The organism is Vibrio sp. 03-59-1, from assembly GCF_013114135.1.
GTDB classification, from domain to species: Bacteria; Pseudomonadota; Gammaproteobacteria; order Enterobacterales; family Vibrionaceae; genus Vibrio; species Vibrio cortegadensis.
Genome location: NZ_VTYA01000019.1, coordinates 24,902 through 45,256 on the forward strand (window position 1 = coordinate 24,902; position 20,355 = coordinate 45,256).

Here is a 20,355-nt window from a genome sequence, read left to right on the forward strand (position 1 = left end):
ACTTATCTCGATTATCGAGTCGCTTGTTCAATGATCGTCTTGCTTTGATTGGAGCAGTAAGCAAACAATAATAAGAAAAATCCCCGCCCACCCAAGCAATGGAATTCGTTCCCCCACGACAAACACAGCTAATACAGTTGCAACTACAGGCTCAAACAACGTGATTATGACACCCTACTGTAGATCTCATAATGATAGAAGATGAAATAAACCATGGGTAGTTGTCAATGCTCAGGCTGAGCATTGACAAGTTCCTCTAACAAAAAAGTCAAGAATGCTTGCACATGAATTAAAATAAGCAAACATCAAACCTCTCAGTTATTGCGGATTTTCTCTCAAAATAACACAGATATAGAGCGTTCATTTTCTAATGTCTTTTCATACCATTTTCTCATCCTATTAATAACACATTTTAGGTGTCAGCTAGGCTAAACACCTAGATAGTGGTATCTTATACCTAGATTAGGTAAGCATGAGATTTTGAAAATGGCCAATAAACCACATCATTACCCAGTAGTCAGTGACAATCTTCCTAAGCATATTAAGAAGGGTCATCAAATGGTCTTCAGCCGACAGGACCTCTCAGCTCGCGAAGCCGATATGTTTGCTTTAATGATCGCCAATATGTCAGAAGGAGATTGGGATCGAACCACTCCTCACTACGAATTCACAGCTCATCAATTGTCCGAGTGGTTAAATGTCGACTCAAAACATATTGGCAGTAACTTGAGTCCTGTTGCAAATCGCTTAGCCAGTAGGAAAATTGGTATTAAAGTTGAGTCAGAAAAAAATGACACTGAATTTGATTACCGCCCCCTGTTTAAACATATCGCCTATAAAAATGGGATCCTGACCATGGTGCCCAATGATATGTTGAAATCAGAGTACATCGATTACAACCAAGGCTTTGCTTTAATCAATACGCAAAACTTTCTCAATGTGAAAAAAGAGTACTCCAAACGCCTTTATGAACTATTAAGTCGCTTTAAAACAGGCGGTACAGGCATGCACGTTCAGAAGCTAAACGAGCTCAAAGGAACGTTTGGTTTACTGGATGAAAGCGGAAAACTAAAGAAAGACAAAAGTTCGTTCAAAAATAACAGCGTATTTATGAAGCGTTGTATCCGTGACAGCATTGAAGAACTTTCGACCAATACAAGCACACGCAAAGAGTTACTGTTTTTAGACAGTGACAAAGGTGAAAAAGGTTATGAGCTGGTTAAACAAGGCCGCTCTATTGTGGGCATTAAATTTTTGTATCGTTGGGTCAAATCTGACAAATTTGAAGAGCTCAACTTACAAGATGTGCAAAGCGTTATTCGAGAGCTAGAACTCAAGCGTCTACAACATGGGCAAAAACTCACGATTGAAGAGTTAGATAAATTGGCCAACGCATACCGCTTTATTGGACGTGATGAAACCGCACAACAAATTGAACTCAGCATTGCAAAGCGCACTTCAACGACAGAACAAGAGCCACAAGACAGCACCAATGAGCTTGAAAGCATGCTCGAGAAAATTGATTCGCTTAAAGCGATAGGTGATAACCCTGAATACTAAAATACTGTGATAGATAACACATTTCAGGCATTTACACCTAAATTTCGTTATCTATACAGTAATAAGCGACAGAAATAAGGCTCAACAGCACTATAAATAACATAATTTAGGTATACAAATACGACTGGAGTATCATAAATCAAGTATATACCTAGCCAAAAGGCCCAATAAGGAAAAAACCAAGTATCAAAAGGCTTAAATCACTCTAATGAAATAGAAATTTGATCATAACACCTAGAAAATGTCCTCTAAAGTGAAAAAATTGTCAGCATTTCACCTAATTTGTGTTATCTAAATACCTAATATAAGATCAATTACACCTTAATTTTGTTAGCTAAACACCTTAAATAAGATCAACAAGGCCTTATAAATGATCATTAACACCTTAATCATGTCATCTAAACACCTAATAAATGATCATAACACGTCTTTTAGTTATTTAAATTCAATTAGTTACAAGCATCTATAGATCTAATAGTTTTTATAGTTAACATAGATTAAATAGCTAAATATAGATTTTATAGTCAATGTGGATAAGTGGAAAATCAAAGATTTACACACTTAACCACATCTGCAGCAACATTTTCTTTTTAATTTTTTATAATATTCATTAAGTCCATGATTTAATATCAAATTACGTTTATTTACGTACCACCTCCAATAGCTAGGATGTAACTTATCAAAAACATAGAGAACGAAAGTTAGACTCATGGGTTATTGGTATGATCCTTAGTAGATCCAAAATAGAAATTAAAGCTTGAAACTAAACGTGATCAAATTGAAAAAGTACTTAGCAATGGGATTAGGCGTGCGTCCTACGGCTAAGTTAATCGACAAAGCGCTAAGTACATTAAAAGATTATATTAATCGCCGTAACATCCACTTTTAATAAGCAATTCTCTTTTGGTGTCTGCTATATCTTTTGTTGTCCAGATTAGTGTTATTTCTTTATCGTCGATGGATATGATTCCGTGCAGTGTATGCATACTAGAGATCTCTGCACGTTTCGCTATCAACTCATCTAAGGTTAACGATATTCCCCTTTTTGTTTGAGGGTTAAAATCAAAGTTAGTTTGATCACTTGTAATCATCCAACTTGAGTAGGTAGAACTATCAAAAGGGCTCTCATCAGCTAACGTTCCAAAAATGATAACACCAGTCAAACTATCATCTGCTACTTGTAACTTTATTCGTTCTCTTATTTGCTCTATCTCTATGTTTTTTCGATATTTATGTGTCATTGTCTTCTTGGTGTTGTGGATATATAAGCAATTTAGAATCAATTCAGTATTGAGTCTGAGATAGCTGTCATATTTAAGATAAGCAGGAGAGTCCATTGAGTTCATTAGTTAGTCTGTTGATGGAAAAGCACAGAGATATTTTGCTCGATGTTGAGTTAAAAACGTTGTTCCAAGATGAAAACTTGTCAGGATTATTTTTAGCTAGTCCACACAAAAGTTACGAAAGTAGTTCATGTAAGTTGATGATCGTCGGTCAGGAGACAAGAAGTTGGAGAAATAGAACATGTCACTTTAAAAATGAATATTCTGTAACTGATCAAGCAGTACTGGAATCAATGGAGTGCTCAAGTGAATTTAATACTAAAGCTCCAAAAAGATCTCGTTTTCGTCAGTTTTACAAAAAATCATCTGTGGCTTTAAATTCAAACAGTTTGGATCCTGAGAATGCGGCGGTTTGGGCAAACCAGTTTTGTGTGAGCCATTACGGAAAGAGTCCGGTGAAAGCTCCTTCGTTTAAAGTAATTGAATCTCTTTCTGCCAAATTACTCAGAGCGCAATTTGAAGTTCTTAAACCCAATGTGGCTATTTTTACGGTTGGCTCAGCCCGAGACCAGTTTATAAAAGATACCTTTCATGAGCTTGAAACTCAAAGTGTGATTCATCCTAGGAGATTGTGGCATTTTAAAATAGGTGATACCCATTGCTTTAGAACTAACCACCCTCGTTGGAGTGGTTCAAAGCGTTACATCGACGAGGCGCTCGCCTTGGCAAAAGAAGTTTGTACTTCACCCTAACTTTGCGACACAACCGCTATTTTGCTCTTCAATCTTGCTGCAATAAACAAGATGATTTCACTTATCAATTTGACGTCACTAGGGATGGTAAGTGCCTTGTAGAAAGCTGACAAAAGCTTTTGCTGCGGTTGAAAGGTAATGGCTCGACTTCCAACCAATTCCGAGCTGCAAGGGAATAGGTGGTTCAAACGGAATCGCTTTAAGTTGTGGATCATCGGCAACCAATATTGGTAGGCAAGTGCCAATGCCTATTTCGCGTCTAACCATTGATTTCAGCAGCTCTGGTAGGTTGGTTTCAAAGTGAATATTGGGTTTTAATTTATGCTGTTGGCAGTAAGCATTAACCGTTTCTCGTAAGAAGTAGCCATTCTTGAACAGCACTAATGGTTGTTGACAGAATTCGTCTAAGCTAATGCTTTTTCGATCCGCGAATGGATGTTCTACAGGCACACAGGCGGCGATTTGATCGCAGGCGAGTAATGTTTGGCGGATCTGCTCATGTTCTCGGTCACCACGGATCAAGGCGAGATCGAGTTTCCCATTTACCAGCATCTGCGCTAAAGTCGCGGTACCCGCTTCTTGAATATTGATCTGAATACCCGGGTAAGATTTTTTGAATTGTTCTAGTGCATCAGGTAAAAAATACGAAGCCAGCATCGCGGGTGCGCCAAAATTAATCACCCCGCTGGTGAGCCCTTTTAGCTCTTGTAGCTCTTTTTCTGCTTGTTCTACATCTTCCAAAATTATTTTTGTATGGCGTAGTAATACTTGCCCTTCCGCCGTTAAGCTCATTTGCCGTTCGGTACGGTTGATCAGTTTTAAGCCCAGTTTCTGTTCTAACTTTTTGACACTGGTACTCAATGCTGATTGGGCAATACCAAGCTGATCTGCGGTTTTAGTAAAGTTTCCCGTTTTGGCTAATTGGTTGAAATAGTGCAGTCGCTTCAAATCCATCTGAATTCTTACCATCTATTTTGTGTATGGAAACTATACACTCCATATATTGTTAATACAAACTCACAATCGTTATAGTTTTGTTAACCAAAGCGGCGGTTAGATTCGCTTGATCTAAACAACATGATGTAGATAGCAGTTTGCTGCTCAGCCAAATAAGGAAGTAACACAATGAATATTGCTAAGGTCTTTAACCAGAACGTAGAAGAACGTTGCGGATTTACTATCTCTTTGCATCCAGAGAGCCCTCGTTTACAAGTGGTTACGCTGACAAAGGAAACGTTGGATAGGTTTTCAGATCTAATTCAAAACTTTAACCTTCAATCTTTAGAGTACAAGCCGTTTCTTCGCTTCGCCGTGGCAGATGCGTTAGATAAAGCGTGTGATTACCAATTGGGTCAGTTCTTGGTGGAAACGATGGAAGATCGTGAAAGAGGCGCTTTCTTACTTGAGCCATCAGAGGAAGCGAAAGCATTGTTTGAAGACAGCGATGAGCAGCGTGATTTCTTTGTTATTCTTTCCACCGCGATCTCTCACCTAATTGGTATTCCAAATTTTGACTCCATGTTTGGTAAATACTACGCGCGCTTTACCGTAAAAAATGAAGACAACAGTGACAGTTATTTACGTCAAGCGCACCGTCGTATGGAGCTGCATAACGATGGCACTTATGTTAATGAACGTACCGACTTCGTACTTATGATGAAGATGGACGAGAAGAACATGCAAATGGGTGACTCGCTTCTTCTTCACGTTGATGACTGGCAAGATCTGGATAAGTTCTACAACCATCCAATGGCGAAGCAAAATATCGTATGGGCCGCGCCACCAAGTAAAAATATCGGCTATACGATTGAGCACCCAGTCTTCTTTGAGGAAGATAAAATCGGTAAACCGCATATGTTATTTATTGACCAATTTGCTCAACCGCAAAACATGCAGCAAGGTATCTACTTGCATCAGGTGAGTGAGTCTCTAGAGACGGACAGTAACTGTATTAATGTACGAGTGAACACCGGTAGTATGCTTGTGGTACAAAACCACTGTTGGTTGCACGGTCGTGATAAGTTTGTCGCGCACCAAGATCTTAAGCGTGAACTTTTACGCCAGCGTGGTCACTTCACACGCTAATCTAACGCCCCTCGCATTATTTAATGTGAAAAGGGGCGTATAGTAAAACGGCTTTATTGGAGAAGCCGTTTTGCTATAACTACACACTATAATTAGAATAATGAGAGTGAAGGAGCACCTAATCGTGGAAAAAATGTATGACTACGTAGTGATCGGGGGCGGTATTGTCGGTGTTTCTACAGCCTGGCAGTTACAGAGTCGTTTTCCTGATAAGTCGATATTGTTGATCGAAAAGGAATCAGGATTTTCGCACCATCAAACAGGGCATAACAGTGGGGTTATTCACGCGGGGGTCTACTATGCGCCTGGCAGTTTGAAAGCTGAGTTTTGTAAAGCCGGCGTAGCGGCAACCACAGAGTTTTGTGCTAAGCATGATATCCCGGTCGAGAACTGTGGCAAATTGCTTGTGGCGACGTCGAAAGAAGAGGTCAAACGAATGCAAGCTCTGTATCAGCGCTGCCATGAAAATGGTCTTAATGTGGAGTTGATTGATCAAGAAGAGCTAAAAGTGCGTGAGCCTAATATTGTCGGTTTAGGGGCTATTGCCGTATCAACCACTAGTATCGTCAGCTATCGGCAAGTTACCGAGAAAATGGCGCAAGAATTTGTTGATGCGGGCGGGGTGATTTCACTTGATACTGAAGTAACAGATTTGGCTGAATCGACGGAAAAAGTCACCGTATCGGCCTTGCGCTGTGGTGAATCGGCAGTGTTCGATGGTCAATTTCTCGTGGTCTGTTCAGGCTTAATGGCTGATCGAATGACTCGAATGATGGGGATTGAAACCGACTTTCAAATAATTCCATATCGTGGTGAGTATTATCGTTTACCTGCCAAATATAATAACATCGTTAATCATCTGATTTATCCAATTCCAGATCCTGATTTACCGTTTCTTGGCGTTCACTTAACTCGCATGATTGATGGTTCAGTTACGGTTGGCCCTAACGCAGTTCAGGGCTGGAAGCGTGAAGGGTATGGCAAAATTAACGTTAATCTGCGTGACGTATTAGATATGGTCAGTTTCGTAGGGTTTTGGAAAGTGTCAGCGAAGCACTTGATAACGGGATTAATTGAAACCAAGAATTCTTGGTGGAAACCAGGGTATTTGAAATTAGTTAATAAATATTGCCCAAGCATCAAAGTAGATGATTTACAGCCGTATCCGGCAGGTATCCGTGCTCAAGCGGTTCTAAAAGATGGTTCGCTGGTGCATGATTTTCTATTTGCTGAAAGTGAGCGCAGTTTGCATGTGTGTAATGCACCGTCTCCAGCTGCTACATCGGCAATTCCAATCGGTGGATATATTTGCGATAAAATCGTAAAGAAGCAGCAACCCACAATCGCTGAAATGAATACTGCAGACGTGGCTAACGTCGCTTAGCCTTCATCGCTTAATTTAGTCAATTTAAAGACCTGAATTACCCACTTGCTAGTTGGGTGTTTCAGGTCTTTTTGATCGCGTGTATTGCTTTTTCTCAGTTATTCATTCTGTTTTCGATAATAGTCACGCATGGTTTTTATAAACAGCGAACGTACTTTATTTATCGCGTTGGTCTTTTTAGTGATCGCCATGATCTCCAAATGGTAATAACGGCGTGATGGTGCAATGGCAATTAACTCACCAGAGTCTACATAAGGTTTGGCGTAATGCTCAGGTAAAAAACCAATAAACCGAGAAGATAGCAGTAAAGTGATGCGTGATTCATAGTTATACGCAGTGGCTTTCAGGTTCATGTTGGCCAAATGACCGTTGATGCGCTCTTGAGTTTTTAGCCCGGCGTAGGCAACGGGAAAACCATCAATAACCTCATCCGTTAATTCAGAGTCTGAAAGCTTTGCTAATGGGTTATCCGTACTCGCATAGAGGTAACAAATATCTGTGTAAATATACTCATATTCCAATCCATCAAGTTCTCGATGTAGGGGAATAAAACCAATATCTGCTTCATCTTGCATTACCATCCTTTCAATTTCAGTCATCCGTGAGACTTCTGCTGTTAGGTAAACCTCTTTGGCGATACTGGAAAAATTACGGATCACCTCCGGCATGCAGGATCTAGGATCCAAGCTTATGTTGTCACTGAATAGAATCGTTAAGCTACCGGATAGTTGAATGTCCAAGTGGTTGATAGTATTTCTAAAATCGTCCAGTTCTCCTAGTAATTTAACGGTTGCCTCATACACGACGATGCCTTCTTCTGTTAAAGAAAATCCAGAGCGTCCCCGGCGGCATAGAATCAGATTTATTCGAGATTCAAGGTTGGAAATATGAATACTGATAGTGGAACGACTGATATTGAGTTCGGTTTCAGCAGCAGAGAAACCGCCACAATCTGCGACGACCTTGAATATTTTGAGCTGTTTTATTTCGTAGTCACCAATTTGACCGACAGGCGAAGAATTTTTTGTCATTGTTTTAGGCTCGTAAAACTTCATGTTTACTGAGGAATATTTATTCCCTTGGCGAGTTGTTATAATTTTGTTGTATCCATTGCCGATTATGCGTTATTTGATTTTTTTAATCTTTGACGTTGTTAATGTTTATAACAGTAGGAATTTAAGTGATGAAAGATTTAGTCTTATCCCGTGGCTTGATCAACGGAGAATGGGTCGAAGCCATTGATGGTAAAAAGGTTAATATAGTGAATCCATCAACAGGCGCTATCATTACTGCCGTACCTGATATGGGTAAGGAAGAATCTGAAGCAGCCGTTATTGCCGCACATACAGCCTTACAAGATTGGCGTACAACCACAGCTAAATACCGCGCGGGTCTAATGAAAAAATGGTTTGATCTGATGGTTGAAAATGCAGACGGACTGGCGAAGTTACTGACGTCTGAGCAAGGTAAACCGTACAAGGAATCCTACGGTGAAGTCATTTACGGAGCATCATTTATTGAATGGTTTGCCGAAGAAGCGAAGCGAATGTATGGAGATGTGATTCCCGCGGCAAATTCGAATAATCGCTACATGACGATTAAGCAACCTGTGGGTGTAGTGACGGCGATTACTCCATGGAATTTCCCTATTGCGATGATTACTCGTAAAGCGGCGCCAGCTTTGGCGGCAGGATGTACAGTGGTGATTAAGCCTGGGGAAGACACACCTCTTTGTGCACTCGCAATGGCGCTGCTGGCAGAAAAAGCGGGAATCCCTAAAGGTGTGATCAACGTAGTGACGACTTCACGTCCCGCCGAAGTGGGTGATGTATTGTGCCGCCATCCTCTGGTTCGTAAGGTCTCGTTTACTGGTTCAACGCCTGTGGGTAAGCTCATTTTGCGCCAAGCATCTGAGACAGTGAAAAAAGTGTCATTGGAGCTAGGTGGAAATGCCCCATTTATCGTTTTTGAAGATGCAGATATTGATAAAGCCGTACAAGGCGCTCTCATTTCCAAGTATCGCAATGCGGGTCAAACCTGTGTTTGCACCAACAGACTTTATATTCATGATGCTATTTATGATCAGTTTTTGGCGAAATACACCCAAGCTGTCAGTAAGTTAGTGATTGGAGATGGTTTGGTAGATGGTACAGAGATTGGCCCTCTTATTAATCAAAAAGCGATTGATAAAGTGGAGCAGTTGGTAAACACCGCCGTTGAGCAAGGCGCAACCCTTACTTTAGGTGGAAACATCTCTGAGGTTGGTCACCAATTTTATCAACCAACAATTTTAACCGACGTGACAGAGGAGATGGATATTGCGCACCAAGAGCTGTTTGGTCCTGTTTCTACCATCTTCCGCTTCAATAATGAAGATGATGTTGTACGCCGTGCCAATGATACCCCATTTGGATTAGCCGCTTATTTTTATACTCAAGACCATGCCCGTGTTTGGCGAATGAGTGAAGCGCTTGAATACGGTATTGTAGGTATTAATGAAGGTATCATCTCAACGGAAGTTGCTCCATTTGGTGGGGTAAAAGAGTCAGGCTGTGGTCGTGAAGGCTCTAAGTATGGCATCGAAGATTACCTAGAAATTAAATACTTATGCCATGGCATATAAACGAAGAGTTTCTCTTTCTGTGACCGTATGGTTTTGACATGTCTTCCCCAAATAGTGAGTCCTTCCAGGCCTTTTGGGTTTCATGCTTTAGCAGCACCAAGTGTGCTGCTTTTTTTCGTCTCAAGTTGAGTGATCTGTAGAAAATAGACAAGTGCTGTTGAAAGGTTGAGCGCAGTAAAACTTTAGGTGGAGAAATGCGAATTTATCAATTGTAACCAAAATGTAACCATTAACAACACGGTGACAACGAGGAAGTAACAAGTCACTTCAGCACTGTTACTGGCATAGCCAGAGCAAACAGGAATACATCAAGGAGATAATTCATGTTTAACACCCTAAGTAAGCTAAGCAAAAAAAGCCTAACGAAAAAGGTTGCTGCATACGCATTGGCGATTTCGAGCTCTTTTTTTACCGTATCTCAGGCTTTCGCTGCTGAGCATAACTGGCGTTTTGTAAACCTATACTCACGCGGTACAGCCTATGGTGAAGTGTATAAAAACTTTGCTGATAATATTGTAGCAATGTCGAATGGTCGTATTTCTGTTCAAGTAATGTATGCCGGTGAAGGTGTTGGTCAAACGGGTGTACTTGGCTCGGTTAAATCAGGATTAATGACTATGGGGGCTCCTTTCCAACCGATGCATGCGGGTGAATTCCCTGCGGGTGTCGTTGAAGTTGGTTTACCAGGTATGACGGATGATGTGGGCGAGCTAAGCGCATTGTTCCATGAAAAAGGTTGGGGTGAAGTATTAGAGGAAGCTTACGACAAGCAAAATCTTGTTTGGCTAGAACCATATATCCAGTTACCAGTTTATGTTTTAACCAAAGAACCGATTAATTCAATTAAAGATTTCGAAGGTCTGAAGATTCGCGCTCCGGGTGCTTACGGTAAGTTCTTACGTAACTTAGGTGCATCTCCAGCATCACTATCATGGAGTGAAATCTACACCAGCTTAGCGACTGGTGTTATCGATGGCTCTATCGGCAGCAACATCATTGACCACCGTGACGGTAACCACGTAGAAGTGGCGAAGTACATGTACCGTTTGCCAATTGCCGGCGCTCAAGCATTGCCAATCGTCGTCAATAAGAGTGCGTGGAACAAGCTACCAGAAGATCTACAAGCCATTGTACGTGCAGCAAGTGCGGTTCATGCTCGTGAGCAGATGACAAAGTCACGTCTATGGGAATCTCAAGCGATTGCTGATATGGAATCGAAAGGTATGAAATGGAGCCCAGAGCCAAGCGCTGAAGATGTCGTTAAATGGAATGGCGCTGCGGATTCTCTATGGACGGAATACGCTGACGCAGACAAATACAGCAAACGCCTAATTAAGATTGTACAAAACACCCAGTAATCATTTTAAAGACGGGCGATTTAGCCTAGTTCAAATCAAAGTTTAGATTTTGAATGCGTTTTTAAATCGCAAACCAGAGAGGGGGTAGACCCCCTTTCTTTTTATGCTGGCAGGGATGATGTGTATGTTGAGACAAATATTAACGGCTTATTGTCGAGGAATTAATCGCTTCGTGTATTGGATTGGCTTTTCTGCTTCGATGCTAATGCCGCTCCTTGCAGCCACCGTCGCTTTTGAAGTTTTTTCTCGTTATGTGCTTGGAGAACCGACTATCTGGGCTTATGACGTATCGCTGTTCTTATTTGGTTATATCGCCGCACTTGGTGGCGCATTAGCGCAGCAAAACAAAGCGCATATTAACGTTGATGTGCTTTACCTTTCAGTGTCAATACGGGTGCGCTCCTTGTTTAACCTTTTTACATATTCGTTGGCTATTTTTTTCCTTTCGGTGGTATTGATGATGTCATTCGGAAAGTTTGAAGAAGCACTTGAGTTTAATTACCGACGTCAATCTGAATGGGCACCATCCATGGCGCATTTCTGGGTGATGATGATGGTCGCTTCAGGTTCGTTTATCGTCCAATTTACCAGCGATATGGTGCAGGACATCTACTACCTATTAACGGGTAAGACACTCATAGAGCAAGAACCAGAAGAGAGTGAACAACAAGACACGCTGATCGAACAAGCGGGGGATGTATGAGTATTGAAGTTCTAACGTTGTTATTGATCGGCTGTATTTTATTTAGCTTTGCCTTGGGCGCTCCAGTTGGACTCGCTTTGGGTGGCATTGCTATGGGTATGGGGTATCTAACCTGGGGAGAAGGCATCTTTAACCTAGTCCCAACCACCATTGAGAGTAACTTTTTTAGTTTTATTTTGTTAGCGATCCCTTTGTACATTTATATGGGGCAGTTACTGACTCGTTCAGGTATTGGGGATGCGATGTTCAACGCCAGCCAAATGGTGATTGGACGCTTGAGAGGCTCACTCGCGATCAGCGTGATTGGCGTCTGTTCTATGATTGGCGCAATGGTTGGCATTATTGGTGCGGGTATTATGACTTCTGGCAGTATCGCGCTTAAGCCAATGCTTGAACGTGGTTATGATAAGCGTCTGGCGCTCGGCGTTATAATGGCAGGTGGCGGCTTAGGTATTCTGATCCCGCCAAGCATTCCAATGATCATGTACGCGGCAACGACGCAGAACTCGGTAGGTCGCATGTTTTTGGCTGCGATTATCCCTGCACTCATCTCTATTACGTTGCTAATCAGTTATGTGATCATCAGTTGTAAATTGAACCCAGAGAGAGCGCCACTCGGGACTGGCAGTGAAAGTAAAATGACGGGTAAAGAAAAGGTGAGAACCGCGCGTGACGGGTTATTTTCTTTACTGCTGATCGTTGCCGTATTAGGCAGCATTATTACCGGGATCGCTACGCCAACAGAGTCGGGAGCGATTGGCGTTGTTGGAGCTCTTTTTCTTGCGATTATCTTTAAGCGTTTTCGTTTTGAAATGTTCAAATCATCGGGTTTTGAAACGGCAATGCTTGTTAGCGTGTCAATGTGGATCATTCTTGGCGCTTCACTGTTTAGTAATTTCCACATGCTCAGTGGCGTGCAAAACATGGTGGCACAGCTTACGCAAGATCTTGGGTTACCGCCTCTTGGTGTGATTATCTTGCTGCAAGTCATCATGTTGCTACTCGGGTTCATTATCGATGAACTGATCATCGTGTTGATGTGTGCACCGCTGTTTACGCCAATTGTTGTATCGCTCGGCTATGACCCCATTTGGTTCGGTATTTTGATGATATTGAATATTGAGATTGCGGTACAAACTCCACCTTATGGTTTTGCCTTGTTCTATTTGAAAGGCATAGCACCGCCGGGTGTCAGTATGATGGATATCTACCGCTCCATTTTGCCGTTCATCTTACTCAAGTTGTGCGTGCTGGTGACGTGTATGTTGTTCCCAGAAGTCGTGATGTGGCTACCTAATAAAGTGATGGGAGTGAATTGATATGAGTTTACAACGTATCTTAATGCCCGTTGATCTCGCCTACCCAGAGGTAGTGAAAAGAGAAGTTAACTTGGCGCTTAAATTGATCGCTGAAGATGGGGTCATTGACATGCTTTATGTCGATGAAGCTCGTGTTCATCGCCGAACGGTGCCCACAGCATCGGGCAACGTTTTTTCAACGCAGCATCAAAGTGCGTTTGATAGCGTGCAGACGATGTTAGAACAATTGGTACCGAAGCCCCATCTAGGTAAGAGTATTGTGCGTTGCGGAGTGGTTTTTGATGAAGTTGTGTTACAGGCAAAGAAATCAAATTCAGACGCAATAGTTATGGCATCTTCAAGGCCTAGACTACGCTCATATCTGCTTGGTTCCAACGCAGCAAAAATTGTACGACATTCACATTGCTCAGTGTTTGTTGTGAAGTAAAGCAGTAGCGATTCAACTAAGTTGATAGTTCGTTGTAAGAATCGCGATAGAACCGGTAAGTAAGTGCCTAAATAGAAAGAGGCATCTAGCTCGTATTAGTAAAAGCAACAAACTCAAGGAAATGATGATGACCAACCAACAATTGCACCAAAGAAGAAGCCAAGTCATTGCTCAAGGCATGGGCGCTCTTTATCCCCTTTATGTTGAAAAAGCAGAAAACGCACATGTGTGGGACGTAGAAGGGAATAAATATATCGACTTTGCCGCGGGCATTGCCGTCACCAATACGGGTCATTCAAATAAACGTATTAGTGAAGCGGTGAAAGCACAGTTAGATAACTTCTCTCATACGTGTGCGTTGGTTACTCCATATGCCTCATTTATTGAGTTGGCAGAGAAATTAACGCAAGTTGCACCGGGAAAAAGCGATAAAAAAGCAGTTTTCTTAACTACGGGTGCAGAAGCTGTTGAAAACGCAATTAAAATTGCCCGCGCGCGCACAGGGCGTAGTGGTGCAATTGCATTTAAAGGCGGGTTTCATGGCCGTACTAATTTAACTATGGGATTAACAGGGAAAGTAGCAGCATATAAAGCAAATTTTGGTCCTTTCCCAAGTGAAATCTACCATGCTCCTTATCCTAATGAGTTTCATGGCATTAGTGTTGAGCAAAGCCTACAAGCGTTGGAAGATTTATTTGCTTGTGATATCGAACCTTCGCGCGTTGCCGCGATCATCTTTGAACCTGTTCAAGGTGAGGGGGGCTTTTATCAAGCGCCAGTGAAATTTGCTCAAGGTCTACGTGAAATCTGTGATAAACACGGAATTATGTTGATTGCTGATGAAATTCAAACAGGTTTTGCACGTACTGGTAAAATGTTTGCTACTGAATATTTGAATATTGAGCCGGATATGATCACCATGGCAAAAGGTATTGCCGGTGGCTTCCCTATTTCTGCGGTTGTGGGGAAATCTGAGGTAATGGATTCTGCTACTGCGGGGGGATTAGGAGGCACTTATGCCGGATCCCCACTTGCGTGTGTGGCAGGTTTAGAAGTACTGAAAATTATTGAAGAAGAAGATTTGTGCGCCAAAGCAATGGGTATTGGTGAGGTTGTTTACTCTCGTATGACGAAACTACAGCAATCAGTACCAGAGATTGGTGAAGTTCGTACTACTGGTGCGATGATGGCTATCGAATTTACTGATCCGGATTCCGGTCAGCCTTTGCAAGAACTGACTAAAACCATTATTAGCAAGGCGCAAGAAAACGGCCTAATTCTGCTTTCTTGTGGTGTTAAAGGCAACGTAATTCGTTTGCTTCCAGCATTGACGATTGAGCAAGAAGTGCTTAGTGAAGGTTTAGATAAACTAGAGAAAATAATCATAGAAGTGGTGTGATTTAATCCACTATCAAGGGTTGTTAATAAGGACCAAGTGTTATCACTCGGTCCTACGTTACGAACCATAAAACTGCTAACGTGAATGAATAAAATATGTAATAAACTCACTGAGCTTTTAGCTATATGGTTAAGTAACACCAAGCTAAATGAGTACATCATTATAAACCCATCCAACTTATTATTAAGCGATGCTCTGTTGTAAAGCTCTAGTGCAAGTGCCATGTTACCTTTGAATTTTTTGACCAATCATTAGCCAGTCTAAATTACATTTATAGCCTCACTATTGATATGCTTACATTCATAAACGCTAAGTGATTTTTGCTAGTTGCTAGATTTAATTCTTAGACCGTTGTAGTACTTATCTTTCATCTTCAATGCTACGTTCACTAGGTAAATTAGAACAGGTACTTCAATCAGTGGGCCGATCACGCCAGCGAAAGCTTGGTCTGAGTTAATTCCAAATACAGCGATAGATACAGCAATCGCCAATTCAAAATTATTACCTGTTGCTGTGAACGCAATCGAGGCGTTTTTGTCGTAATCGATACCAATCTGCTTACCAATGAAGAAGCTGATGAAGAACATCAACGTGAAGTAGATAATTAGTGGAATGGCGATCAATAGTACATCCATTGGAAGTTCGAAGATCATTTCGCCCTTTAAACTAAACATCAAAATAATTGTTGCTAGGAGCGCAACCAAAGTGAGCGGTGAAATGCGCGGAATGAATACGTCTGTGTACCATTGTTCGCCTTTCATCGATACCAAGATCTTACGACTCAAGAAGCCTGCTAAAAATGGTATGCCTAAATAAATTAATACGCCATATGCTATATCAATCATCGATATATCAACCATCATTCCTTCGTAACCAAATACTGGAGGTAGGATGCTGATGAATAACCAAGCCATGAAGCTGTACCCCACAACTTGGAATGCGCTGTTCAATGCAACTAGAGCTGCTCCGTATTCTTTGTTACCACCGCCAATGTCATTCCAAACTAGAACCATAGCAACACAACGAGCAAGACCGATCATAATAACGCCTACCATGTAGCCAGGATGATCGCCTAAAAAGGTGATAGCTAAAATGAACATTAATACCGGGCCAACTAGCCAATTCATGACTAAAGATAGCTTGATCGCTTTTTTATCCTTCACCACAGCGCCTAATAGGCTGTAGTTAACTTTAGCTAAAGGTGGGTACATCATCAGAATCAGCCCAATTGCTAAAGGAACATTGGTGTTTCCCACCGACATTACTTCATTCCACTGCTCGATTTGTGGAAATATGATACCAAGCAATATCCCTATGCCCATGGCGATAAAAATCCACAATGTTAAGTAGCGATCTAGAAAGCCTAATTTTGATGTCATAATATTTTCTCTTTGATAGTTATCGTTAATCGTCGAAATGCGATTAAAGGTAAAGTAATTTTATATGAGGGTCAATATTAACTTTCACATTATCGTTTTGTTCTATGAGGGGGGAAGCGGATGATTAGTGTCTCACTAAACCTTGAGTTTTAACGAAAAGCCACAGTGAATACTGTGGCTTTTGAATAAAGTTGAGGAGTATTTGTTGCTAAATACTAGCTAGAATGATGCAAGCCGTTCCAAACAACGTCACGGTAGCGAGGTTGGTTGGTATCACCTTCAGTGCTAAATAGCATGATGGTTGCATCTTCATTTAGGCCTAGCTCGTCACGAGTTGCTTGGTCTGCACCTTCACGACATAACGTGTAAAGTAAGCCAAGAGTGATAGCGCCAGATTCGCCACTGATCACTTGCGCATCACCGCTAAGTGGGTTGCCAAGGATACGCATACCCGTTGCTGAGATATTGTCGTCAACCGAAACAAAGTGATTGCTGCAATCTCGTAATACTGGCCACGTTACTGGGTTTGGTTCACCACATGCAAGACCAGCCATAATCGAGTTCAACTCACCAGTTACGTTTACCATTTCACCTTTTTCACCTGAGCGGAAAATACAATCGGCAGCAGATGGCTCAGCAATGATGGTTTCAAAAGTATTCGGCCCTAACTTGTCTGCAAGATAGCCTAAGACTCCTCCAGCCATAGCGCCAACCCCTGCTTGTAAAAGAACATGAGTTGGAGCGTTGAATTCTAATGCTTGAGCTTGTTCAATAGCTTCATCTGCCATAGTCATGTAGCCCTGAGAAATCCATGTAGGGATTTCTTCATAGCCCTCCCATGCAGTATCTTGCACTAGCATCCAGCCCTTGTCTTGCGCAGTTTGGTTCGCCATACGCACCGTGTCGTCGTAATTAACCTCTGTTACTATGCATTCAGCGCCTAAGCCTTTAATGCGATTCACACTTGCTTGAGATGAACCTTTAGGCATGTAAACCACGGCTTTCTGTCCCATTTCGCGCGCTGCCCAAGCAACACCTGTACCATGATTTCCTGCGGTTGCCGTAGTGAAAACAAGTGGTTCGTCTAGTTTTGAAGCCACTGTCTTAAGGTTGATTTCAGAGATATCAATGCCAAGGTGTTTTGCCAATTGACGACCGAGAGCGTAAGAACCACCGAGTACTTTGAATGCATTCAAACCAAAGCGTTTTGATTCGTCTTTAACTAGAATCGCCTTAACACCAAGCAGCTTAGCAAGATGTGGAAGAGACACGAGTGGAGTGGGTTGATAGCCTTCGATCTGGCTGTGAAACTCACGTGCTTGTTGCGCTTGATAAGCGGTAAATAGTTCGCAGACTTGACCAGTGTAGAATGAATTTTTTGATAGTTTTAACATAGGGCACACTTAGATTCAGGCAAAGGAATGGAAGGTCATTAATGGGTACTCAATGACCTATTTAATCGTTTGTAGTACAAACAGTATTACTTTTAATACAGCGTTATTATTTGATGTAAGCGATCGCTTCAACTTCAACTAATGCGTCTTTTGGTAAACGAGCTGCTTCAACACATGAGCGTGCTGGCGCGTTATCTGTTCCGAATACTTCTGTGTAAACTTCATTAAATGCAACGAAATTTTCCATATCAGATAGGAAACATGTGGTTTTAATTACAGTGTCGAGTGAACCACCACTCTGTTCCAATACTGCCTTTAGGTTTTCTAGTGACATGCGAGCTTGCTCTTTAATGCCACCTTCAACAAACGCCATTGTTTTTGCATCTAGCGGTAGTTGACCTGAAGTAAAGATGAGATCTTTGAATGACATACCTTGAGAGTATGGGCCGATTGCTGCTGGTGCTAGATCTGTATGGATTTTAGTTTTCATTACGCTTCTCTTTATATGATTTTATGCTCTGAACTCGCGGATGTATTTGTAAACAGCATGGCGAGTAATTCCAAGACGCTCAGATACGAATGCTGTCGCCTCTTTTAACTCGAAAATACCATTCTCAAGCAATCGCTTGGTGATGGCTTTGTTTCGACCTTTTAAGTTGACTGATTCATTGTTATCGACTTCAAAAATAGCGTGCTCAAGCGCTTGCTCAATCACTTCTGTAGTTGAAGCTCCAAAGTTTTCATGCACACCTACTGGAGCATGAGTCATGTCCGGCATTAAAGTCTTTATGATCTCTGGAAACGGGTGAGATAAGTTCATGTTGATACAGAACAACCCGATCGGTTTACCATTTTCTCCAGCCAGCACACAAGTCGTTGATTTTAGTAATGATCCATCTTTACTGGTCGTGAAGTAACTTTTTGGCGTGACCTCTCCTGTACTCTCAAATACGCTCAACATCTTCAAACCCAGATCGGTAATCGGAGACCCCACTTCTCGCCCTGTATGATGACCGTTCACTATCTTCACCACCGACTTTTCAAAACTCTCGAATGAATGGATCACTACTTCACAATGCGGACCAATAAAGTCAGCAATAGTTTCGGCTAAGCGAAAGTTCAGTTCGAGATGTTCTCTGTCGCTGTCGGTGAATTCTACGTTAAACGATTTATATGCTGATGCATTCATTTTAGACCACTGTAGTTAACTTTAAGTGCCTTTCATTATCATTGGTTATTCGATGAATTTCAAGATTTCAATCAACTTTATGTAACCATAAAACTATATATTATTTTTTCATGCAAGTTTAAAGTTACAAATAAGTACCCAAAAGTGATCGAAATCAATGTGAGCATTAGTTTAATATAATTTGTGGTCACTATAGTTAACTGTAAGACCTTGGTCACATTATTTGACTGAAATGTCAGTAGTATGTTCAACGTAACGTAAACAAAGTTGAACTATAGGGTTGGTAGCATTTACTGACTCACAATAATAATTAGAGGTCCTAATGACTAACTATCTGAACCGCGGCTTTGAACAAGCTGAGTTTGAAAACAGAACATCACGTGCCCAAAAAGTTATGCATGAGCAGAAATTAGATGCAATGATTTTTACGACAGAGCCAAACGTTCGCTACTTTACTGGTTTCCATACTCAGTTTTGGCATAGCCCAACTCGACCATGGTTTGTGGTTATTCCAGCTGAAGGTAAACCTATCGCTATAGTTCCTGAAATCGGTGCTAGCGGTATGGCCGGAACATGGGTCGATAACATCATTACTTGGCCTTCTCCTCGTCCTGAAGATGATGGTATTAGCTTAGTTGCTAGCGCATTGAACTCCCTGCCTTGTCGTCATGGCCGAGTAGGCGCAACGTTGGGCATTGAGTCTCACTTACGTATGCCTGTGAACAACTACCTCAAGTTAACCACTATGGTTAAGAAAGACTTTGTTGATGTGTCTTTAGCAATGCATGAGCTACGTCAGATCAAATCACAAGCTGAAATCGAAAAAACGCGTGAAATCTGCCGCATTACCAATGTTGGCTTTAGTAAAATCCCTCAATACGCCAAAGCCGGTATGACAGAACGTGAAATCTGTAAACAATTCCGTATCGATATGTTGTTAGAAGGGGCTGATGAGTGCCCTTACATCATCGCGGGTTCAGGGCCTGACGGTTACGACAGCATCATCATGGGCCCAACCGACCGCATTATCGAGCCGGGAGATGTCTTGATCATCGATACCGGTGCCGTGCGTGATGGTTACTTCTCTGATTTCGACCGCAACTGGGCATTTGGTCATGCAAGTGATGAAACGAAAGCGGCATACCGCGCGACCTACGAAGCTACGACAAAAGGTTTCGAAGCGGCTAAACCAGGAGCGACAACAACTGATATTTATAATGCAATGTGGGGCGTATTAGAAGCAAACGGAGCTTTAGGTAACGATGTCGGTCGTCTTGGGCATGGCTTGGGTATGGAACTGACAGAGCGTCCATCTAACACCGCTACCGATAATACAATACTTAAGCCTGGCATGGTGATGACGTTAGAACCGGGCATGGTTTACGCGCCGGGTAAATCAATGGTCCATGAAGAGAACATTGTGATCACGGAAGATGGTGCTGAATGGTTAAGTGAACGTGCAGAACCAGAACTCATTGTAATTAAATAATTTTCAGGAGA

18 protein-coding genes and 2 pseudogenes are annotated in these 20,355 nt (G+C 41.8%); 12 read left to right on the forward strand and 8 right to left on the reverse strand.

The genetic code is table 11. The annotated features are described in order from the left end of the window. Positions 1–27: 27 nt before the first annotated feature. Positions 28–168 (reverse strand): annotated as a pseudogene (locus tag F0249_RS16740) (EamA family transporter); the annotation flags it as partial. Between the two features lie 318 nt (positions 169–486). Here F0249_RS16740 and F0249_RS16745 point away from each other — a divergent pair. Both F0249_RS16745 and F0249_RS20265 read left to right on the forward strand, forming a co-directional pair. Then, positions 487–1,560: a replication initiation protein gene (locus tag F0249_RS16745; RefSeq protein WP_113797760.1), complete on the forward strand. Its 1,074-nt coding sequence runs from the start codon at positions 487–489 to the stop codon at positions 1,558–1,560. Positions 1,561–2,307: 747 nt separating this feature from the next. Further along, positions 2,308–2,449: pseudogene (locus F0249_RS20265) on the forward strand (resolvase); the annotation flags it as partial. Here F0249_RS20265 and F0249_RS16750 read toward each other — a convergent pair. Continuing rightward, complete coding sequence (locus tag F0249_RS16750) at positions 2,424–2,897, reverse strand: hypothetical protein (RefSeq protein ID WP_171757240.1); 474 nt, start codon at positions 2,895–2,897, stop codon at positions 2,424–2,426. The pseudogene F0249_RS20265 and the gene F0249_RS16750 overlap by 26 nt on opposite strands. Between F0249_RS16750 and F0249_RS16755 the strand changes: the two genes are divergently transcribed. Then, positions 2,897–3,595, forward strand: coding sequence for a hypothetical protein (locus tag F0249_RS16755; RefSeq protein ID WP_171757241.1), 699 nt, complete (start codon positions 2,897–2,899; stop codon positions 3,593–3,595). The two genes, F0249_RS16750 and F0249_RS16755, sit on opposite strands and share 1 nt — an antisense overlap. Before the next feature lie 78 nt (positions 3,596–3,673). Here the strand turns inward: F0249_RS16755 and F0249_RS16760 are convergent, their stop codons facing one another. Beyond that, entirely contained in the window at positions 3,674–4,549 is an 876-nt protein-coding gene (locus F0249_RS16760; protein ID WP_171757242.1) for a LysR family transcriptional regulator, read from the reverse strand. A 171-nt stretch (positions 4,550–4,720) separates the two neighbouring features. On the opposite strand from F0249_RS16760, the gene glaH reads away from it, so the two are divergent. Both glaH and lhgO read left to right on the forward strand, forming a co-directional pair. Continuing rightward, positions 4,721–5,680 (forward strand): glutarate dioxygenase GlaH, encoded by a 960-nt coding sequence (gene glaH, locus F0249_RS16765; protein WP_171757243.1) that lies wholly within the window; start codon positions 4,721–4,723, stop codon positions 5,678–5,680. A 124-nt stretch (positions 5,681–5,804) separates the two neighbouring features. Further along, on the forward strand, positions 5,805–7,064 hold the full coding sequence (gene lhgO, locus F0249_RS16770; protein ID WP_171757244.1) for an L-2-hydroxyglutarate oxidase: 1,260 nt from the start codon (positions 5,805–5,807) through the stop codon (positions 7,062–7,064). 98 nt (positions 7,065–7,162) lie between these two features. Here lhgO and F0249_RS16775 read toward each other — a convergent pair whose 3' ends face one another. Then, the gene (locus F0249_RS16775; RefSeq protein WP_171757245.1) at positions 7,163–8,095 is read right to left on the reverse strand and encodes a LysR family transcriptional regulator; all 933 of its coding nucleotides are present in this window, start codon (positions 8,093–8,095) and stop codon (positions 7,163–7,165) included. Between the two features lie 152 nt (positions 8,096–8,247). Between F0249_RS16775 and F0249_RS16780 the strand changes: the two genes are divergently transcribed. The 6 genes from F0249_RS16780 (at position 8,248) to gabT (ending at position 14,893) form a co-directional block, all read left to right on the forward strand. Further along, positions 8,248–9,687 (forward strand): NAD-dependent succinate-semialdehyde dehydrogenase, encoded by a 1,440-nt coding sequence (locus F0249_RS16780; protein WP_171757246.1) that lies wholly within the window; start codon positions 8,248–8,250, stop codon positions 9,685–9,687. 323 nt (positions 9,688–10,010) lie between these two features. Then, entirely contained in the window at positions 10,011–11,045 is a 1,035-nt protein-coding gene (locus F0249_RS16785; RefSeq protein ID WP_171757247.1) for a TRAP transporter substrate-binding protein, read from the forward strand. A 124-nt stretch (positions 11,046–11,169) separates the two neighbouring features. After that, the gene (locus tag F0249_RS16790) at positions 11,170–11,748 is read left to right on the forward strand and encodes a TRAP transporter small permease subunit (protein ID WP_113796416.1); all 579 of its coding nucleotides are present in this window, start codon (positions 11,170–11,172) and stop codon (positions 11,746–11,748) included. After that, a complete protein-coding gene (locus F0249_RS16795) occupies positions 11,745–13,067 on the forward strand; it encodes a TRAP transporter large permease subunit (RefSeq protein WP_113796414.1) in 1,323 nt (440 codons plus the stop codon). The genes F0249_RS16790 and F0249_RS16795 overlap by 4 nt, the downstream gene beginning before the upstream one ends. Position 13,068: 1 nt before the next feature. Beyond that, positions 13,069–13,494, forward strand: coding sequence for a universal stress protein (locus F0249_RS16800; protein WP_113796412.1), 426 nt, complete (start codon positions 13,069–13,071; stop codon positions 13,492–13,494). Positions 13,495–13,621: 127 nt separating this feature from the next. Beyond that, entirely contained in the window at positions 13,622–14,893 is a 1,272-nt protein-coding gene (gene gabT, locus F0249_RS16805; protein WP_171757248.1) for a 4-aminobutyrate--2-oxoglutarate transaminase, read from the forward strand. A 323-nt stretch (positions 14,894–15,216) separates the two neighbouring features. Here gabT and arsB read toward each other — a convergent pair whose 3' ends face one another. From arsB to F0249_RS16825, 4 genes are all read right to left on the reverse strand, one after another. Next, on the reverse strand, positions 15,217–16,272 hold the full coding sequence (arsB, locus tag F0249_RS16810) for an ACR3 family arsenite efflux transporter (RefSeq protein ID WP_171757249.1): 1,056 nt from the start codon (positions 16,270–16,272) through the stop codon (positions 15,217–15,219). A gap of 215 nt (positions 16,273–16,487) precedes the next feature. Then, on the reverse strand, positions 16,488–17,666 hold the full coding sequence (gene dpaL / locus F0249_RS16815) for a diaminopropionate ammonia-lyase (RefSeq protein WP_113796404.1): 1,179 nt from the start codon (positions 17,664–17,666) through the stop codon (positions 16,488–16,490). A gap of 106 nt (positions 17,667–17,772) precedes the next feature. After that, positions 17,773–18,156, reverse strand: a complete 384-nt coding sequence (locus tag F0249_RS16820) for a RidA family protein (protein WP_017051254.1) — start codon at positions 18,154–18,156, stop codon at positions 17,773–17,775. Between the two features lie 21 nt (positions 18,157–18,177). Beyond that, positions 18,178–18,855, reverse strand: a complete 678-nt coding sequence (locus tag F0249_RS16825) for a transcriptional regulator (RefSeq protein WP_017051255.1) — start codon at positions 18,853–18,855, stop codon at positions 18,178–18,180. Positions 18,856–19,177: 322 nt separating this feature from the next. Here F0249_RS16825 and F0249_RS16830 point away from each other — a divergent pair, with 322 nt between their 5' ends. Next, the gene (locus tag F0249_RS16830; RefSeq protein WP_017051256.1) at positions 19,178–20,344 is read left to right on the forward strand and encodes a Xaa-Pro peptidase family protein; all 1,167 of its coding nucleotides are present in this window, start codon (positions 19,178–19,180) and stop codon (positions 20,342–20,344) included. Positions 20,345–20,355: the final 11 nt, after the last annotated feature.

What these genes read in the sequence shown, in the direction of transcription:
- F0249_RS16780 (WP_171757246.1), top strand. Translation starts at nt 8,248, where the DNA reads ATGAAAGATTTAGTCTTATCCCGTGGCTTGATCAACGGAGAATGGGTC.
- F0249_RS16820 (WP_017051254.1), bottom strand. Translation starts at nt 18,156, where the DNA reads ATGAAAACTAAAATCCATACAGATCTAGCACCAGCAGCAATCGGCCCA.
- F0249_RS16825 (WP_017051255.1), bottom strand. Translation starts at nt 18,855, where the DNA reads ATGAATGCATCAGCATATAAATCGTTTAACGTAGAATTCACCGACAGC.
- F0249_RS16800 (WP_113796412.1), top strand. Translation starts at nt 13,069, where the DNA reads ATGAGTTTACAACGTATCTTAATGCCCGTTGATCTCGCCTACCCAGAG.
- F0249_RS16795 (WP_113796414.1), top strand. Translation starts at nt 11,745, where the DNA reads ATGAGTATTGAAGTTCTAACGTTGTTATTGATCGGCTGTATTTTATTT.
- arsB (WP_171757249.1), bottom strand. Translation starts at nt 16,272, where the DNA reads ATGACATCAAAATTAGGCTTTCTAGATCGCTACTTAACATTGTGGATT.
- dpaL (WP_113796404.1), bottom strand. Translation starts at nt 17,666, where the DNA reads ATGTTAAAACTATCAAAAAATTCATTCTACACTGGTCAAGTCTGCGAA.
- F0249_RS16830 (WP_017051256.1), top strand. Translation starts at nt 19,178, where the DNA reads ATGACTAACTATCTGAACCGCGGCTTTGAACAAGCTGAGTTTGAAAAC.
- F0249_RS16745 (WP_113797760.1), top strand. Translation starts at nt 487, where the DNA reads ATGGCCAATAAACCACATCATTACCCAGTAGTCAGTGACAATCTTCCT.
- F0249_RS16785 (WP_171757247.1), top strand. Translation starts at nt 10,011, where the DNA reads ATGTTTAACACCCTAAGTAAGCTAAGCAAAAAAAGCCTAACGAAAAAG.
- F0249_RS16790 (WP_113796416.1), top strand. Translation starts at nt 11,170, where the DNA reads ATGTTGAGACAAATATTAACGGCTTATTGTCGAGGAATTAATCGCTTC.
- gabT (WP_171757248.1), top strand. Translation starts at nt 13,622, where the DNA reads ATGACCAACCAACAATTGCACCAAAGAAGAAGCCAAGTCATTGCTCAA.
- F0249_RS16760 (WP_171757242.1), bottom strand. Translation starts at nt 4,549, where the DNA reads ATGGATTTGAAGCGACTGCACTATTTCAACCAATTAGCCAAAACGGGA.
- glaH (WP_171757243.1), top strand. Translation starts at nt 4,721, where the DNA reads ATGAATATTGCTAAGGTCTTTAACCAGAACGTAGAAGAACGTTGCGGA.
- F0249_RS16750 (WP_171757240.1), bottom strand. Translation starts at nt 2,897, where the DNA reads ATGGACTCTCCTGCTTATCTTAAATATGACAGCTATCTCAGACTCAAT.
- F0249_RS16775 (WP_171757245.1), bottom strand. Translation starts at nt 8,095, where the DNA reads ATGACAAAAAATTCTTCGCCTGTCGGTCAAATTGGTGACTACGAAATA.